General features: G+C 44.3%; 6 protein-coding genes. 5 read left to right on the top strand and 1 reads right to left on the bottom strand.

Features of this window, described 5'->3' with window-relative positions; all coding sequences use genetic code 11:
- From E1163_RS02420 to E1163_RS02400, 5 genes are all read left to right on the top strand, one after another.
- Positions 1–823, top strand: an 823-nt coding sequence (locus tag E1163_RS02420; RefSeq protein ID WP_155169094.1) for an NmrA family NAD(P)-binding protein, incomplete at its 5' end; no start/stop codon positions are given.
- A gap of 176 nt (positions 824–999) precedes the next feature.
- Positions 1000–1452, top strand: a complete 453-nt coding sequence (locus E1163_RS02415) for a helix-turn-helix domain-containing protein (RefSeq protein WP_155169092.1) — start codon at positions 1000–1002, stop codon at positions 1450–1452.
- Between the two features lie 46 nt (positions 1453–1498).
- Entirely contained in the window at positions 1499–1933 is a 435-nt protein-coding gene (locus E1163_RS02410; RefSeq protein WP_155169090.1) for a VOC family protein, read from the top strand.
- Positions 1917–2366, top strand: a complete 450-nt coding sequence (locus E1163_RS02405) for a DUF1569 domain-containing protein (RefSeq protein WP_343033726.1) — start codon at positions 1917–1919, stop codon at positions 2364–2366. The genes E1163_RS02410 and E1163_RS02405 overlap by 17 nt, the downstream gene beginning before the upstream one ends.
- Positions 2367–2481: 115 nt before the next feature.
- On the top strand, positions 2482–2868 hold the full coding sequence (locus E1163_RS02400; protein ID WP_155169085.1) for a DUF1801 domain-containing protein: 387 nt from the start codon (positions 2482–2484) through the stop codon (positions 2866–2868).
- Positions 2869–2966: 98 nt separating this feature from the next.
- Here E1163_RS02400 and E1163_RS02395 read toward each other — a convergent pair whose 3' ends face one another.
- Positions 2967–3128, bottom strand: coding sequence for a hypothetical protein (locus E1163_RS02395; RefSeq protein WP_155169083.1), 162 nt, complete (start codon positions 3126–3128; stop codon positions 2967–2969).
- Positions 3129–3202 lie beyond the last annotated feature (74 nt).

Here is a 3202-nt window from a genome sequence, read left to right as displayed (position 1 = left end):
AAATATAGTTAAGGAATTGGCAGCCAGGGGATTGCCAACGCGAGCCGTTGTAAGAAAGAAGAAGACCGATTTTGACAGCAGGGTAGAAGTGAAGGAGGCTGATTTTTTTGATCTGCCCCAACTGACGAAGGCTTTGGAAGGTGGCAGCACGGTTTTTCTGTTGACACCGGAAGACCCTTCTTCCACAGATATTTTAGGGGATACAAAACAGGTCATCAATAACTACCATCAGGCGATCCAGGCCAACGGGATCAAAAAGCTTGTAGGCCTCTCATGCGTTGGGGCGCATGTTGAAGGAAACACCGGAAATATTCTAATGTCTCGCATGCTCGAACTTGGGTTTGATGACTTGAACCTTTCCAAAGTGTTCATCCGGCCCTCTTACTATTTCAGCAATTGGCTGGGTTTTATGGAAACCATAGAGCAATACGGAGTAATGCCGTCATTTTTTCCGGCAGACCTGAAAATTGACATGAACTCGCCTCTTGATGTCGCTAAATTTGCGGCAAAGGCCATTGTTGATGATCATAAGGAAAGTGATAAACAAATATTTGAATTGGCAGGCCCTGAAAAATATAGCTCACGAGAAGTGGCAGAGGTTTTTGCAAGGGTACTCCATAAAAAGGTAGAGGTACAGTCTATCCCAAAAGAGCAGTGGAAGCAAACGTTGCTATCTGCGGGATTTACAGACAATACCTCGGCAAACCTGATGGCTATGACCCAGGCGGTTATTGACCAGTCAGTGCCTCCTGAACATGAGGATCAGGTAAATAAACTGTCAACGAGTCTTGAGCAATATCTGACAGAAATGTTCAAGGGTTAAAGAGTACCTTTTGAATAGGGTTGAGTCCCGGCTGCCATCTGGAAGTCGTTTTTTTGAGTGGCAGTCGGGGCTGATTGCCATATCTGCCGCAATCGCCCTTTAGATTGTCGGCATTGCACCGCGCCATTTTAGCCATACTTGGGTAATGTTGTGTATAAGCTCAAAAGCACCAGAATATGGCAACAGCGCACTATCCAAAAGTTTATTTGTACCGGAGAATAGTTCAGGCAAAGCTTTTCATCGATAACCATTACGATGAGAAAATTGATCTCGATAACATTTCAGACGAAGCTTATTTTTCTAAATATCATTTCATCAGGCTGTTCAAATCTATTTATGGTAAAACACCGCATCAATACTTAAGGTCTTGCAGAATAGATAAAGCACAGCAACTGTTACAGGCGGGAAAACCCGTAACCGATACCTGCTTCCTGGTAGGCTTTGATAGCCTGACCTCGTTTAGCGGGCTGTTTAAAAAGTTGGTGGGTATCTCACCGTCGGTTTATCTGGCTAAGCACCAGCAAAAGAAGTCGAAGATCAGTAAAGCACCTCAGGCATTTGTGCCGGGCTGTTACGCCTATCAAAATGGCTGGTTTGAAAATAGCAATTTTGAAGAAGCCCGGCGGTGATTTCTTTTTGAGATTTGTACCAATAAACAACTAAAAGAGAAAAGCCATGATTACAAAAATGAACATTGCCAATATTTATGTGATAGACCAGGATAGCGCCTGCGACTTTTATGTTAATAAGCTGGGCTTCAAGCTGATTGATGATATACCCATGGGCCCGGGAACCCGCTGGCTCACAGTTTCACCACCCGAGCAGCCTGATCTCCAGATTGTGCTCTTCCCCATTACTGTTGGCAAAATGTTTCCCCTGGAGACGGCAGACACCATGATAGACCTGATCAAAAAAGGAACGTTCGGCTGCGGAGTACTCCAGTGCAACGACATCTATGCTACCTACGAAGAGCTGAAAGCCAAAGGTGTGGAGTTTATCAAGCCTCCTACCAAAGAGTTTTATGCTACGGAAGCATTATTTAAAGACGACTCCGGGAACTACTTTTCGTTACAACCCAAAGAAGACGGAAACAGTGAAGACAGTATTTGACCAGGCGGTAAGGGACGAATTGATCGGGAGGATCAATTCGCTCAATGAAAGTAGTGTTGCGCAATGGGGGGAAATGAATATCCATCAGATGTTAAAACACTGCATTCTATGGGATGAATGGGTTTTAGGTACCCACAATGTAGAATACAAGCAAAGTTTTTTAGGTAAGATCTTCGGGAAAATGGCGCTGAAAAGTTCTGTTAAAGATGATAAGCCGCTTAAAAAGAATATGCCTGCGGACCAGCATGTTGTTAAAGACGCACCGAAGGATTTGGAGGGACAAAAGCGAGTATGGATGGAGCGGATTGCATCCTATGATCATTATTCCAACCCTGCCTTTGTTCATGGTTTTTTCGGTAAAATGTCAACCGAGCAAATTGGCATTTTTGCCTACAAACATTCAGACCACCACCTCAGGCAGTTTGGCTGTTGAAAGTTGAGATTAGCAGGTATTTCGATGTTTTTAAGTGTGCAATTTTATATTTTCAATGGTGAAAGCGTTTGCTGGTTGTCCTGTAATAGACTAAAATATTAAAAATAGCTACCTCATGAGCGATATTCAATCATACAACAATGCGCAGAAAGGCGAGGATCAGGAGATCTGTAATATTTTGGAAGCAGAGATCAACCGCAGCCTGCCAGAAGCCGAAAGCAAGATCTGGCACGCCCACCCCGTTTGGTTTTTGGAAGGAAACCCGGTAGTCGGCTACAGCAAACTGAAAAACTGCATCCGTCTGCTGTTTTGGAGCGGACAATCATTTGAAGAAGACAACCTCCAAAAAGAAGGCAAGTTCAAAGCCGCCGAAGCCCGCTACACCTCTCCCGAACAGATCAACAAAGCTGACCTGGCCCGATGGCTAAACAAAGCCAGGGACATCCAGTGGGACTACAAAAATATAGTCAAACGTAAGGGTGTGCTGGAAAGGTTGAAGTGATCAGTGTTGGGAGTATTGGGATGAGAGTCTTGAGATGAGAGTATTGAGTATTGAGAAGGGCTTGAGAGTGAAGTTGCCGGTGATCGGTGATATAGTAATCAGTAATTGATGAATTGCGCACTAACTCCTCCCTGGAGGGAGGTGGCCAATGGCCGGAGGGTGTCCTGTACGTACTTATGAAGCACCTCTGACTTGTTTTGTGAGTACTTCAAAATAATAAATTTCTGCCTGGAATGCGCAGAGTCCTCTACGAGAGACATCTGCTTGGAAGTTATAAAAGTGTTCAGTGATATGGCAATCAGTAATTGATGAATTGCGGACTAACTCCTCCCTA

Origin of the sequence: Fulvivirga kasyanovii (genome assembly GCF_009711405.1) — a bacterium.
Lineage (GTDB): Bacteria > Bacteroidota > Bacteroidia > Cytophagales > Cyclobacteriaceae > Fulvivirga > Fulvivirga kasyanovii.
The sequence above is the reverse complement of the archived record's forward strand: the minus strand, read 5'-3'. Positions and strand labels throughout refer to the sequence as shown.

Coding starts and splice junctions, on each gene's coding strand:
- E1163_RS02415 (WP_155169092.1), top strand. CDS start 1,000: ATGGCAACAGCGCACTATCCAAAAGTTTATTTGTACCGGAGAATAGTT.
- E1163_RS02410 (WP_155169090.1), top strand. CDS start 1,499: ATGATTACAAAAATGAACATTGCCAATATTTATGTGATAGACCAGGAT.
- E1163_RS02400 (WP_155169085.1), top strand. CDS start 2,482: ATGAGCGATATTCAATCATACAACAATGCGCAGAAAGGCGAGGATCAG.
- E1163_RS02395 (WP_155169083.1), bottom strand. CDS start 3,128: ATGTCTCTCGTAGAGGACTCTGCGCATTCCAGGCAGAAATTTATTATT.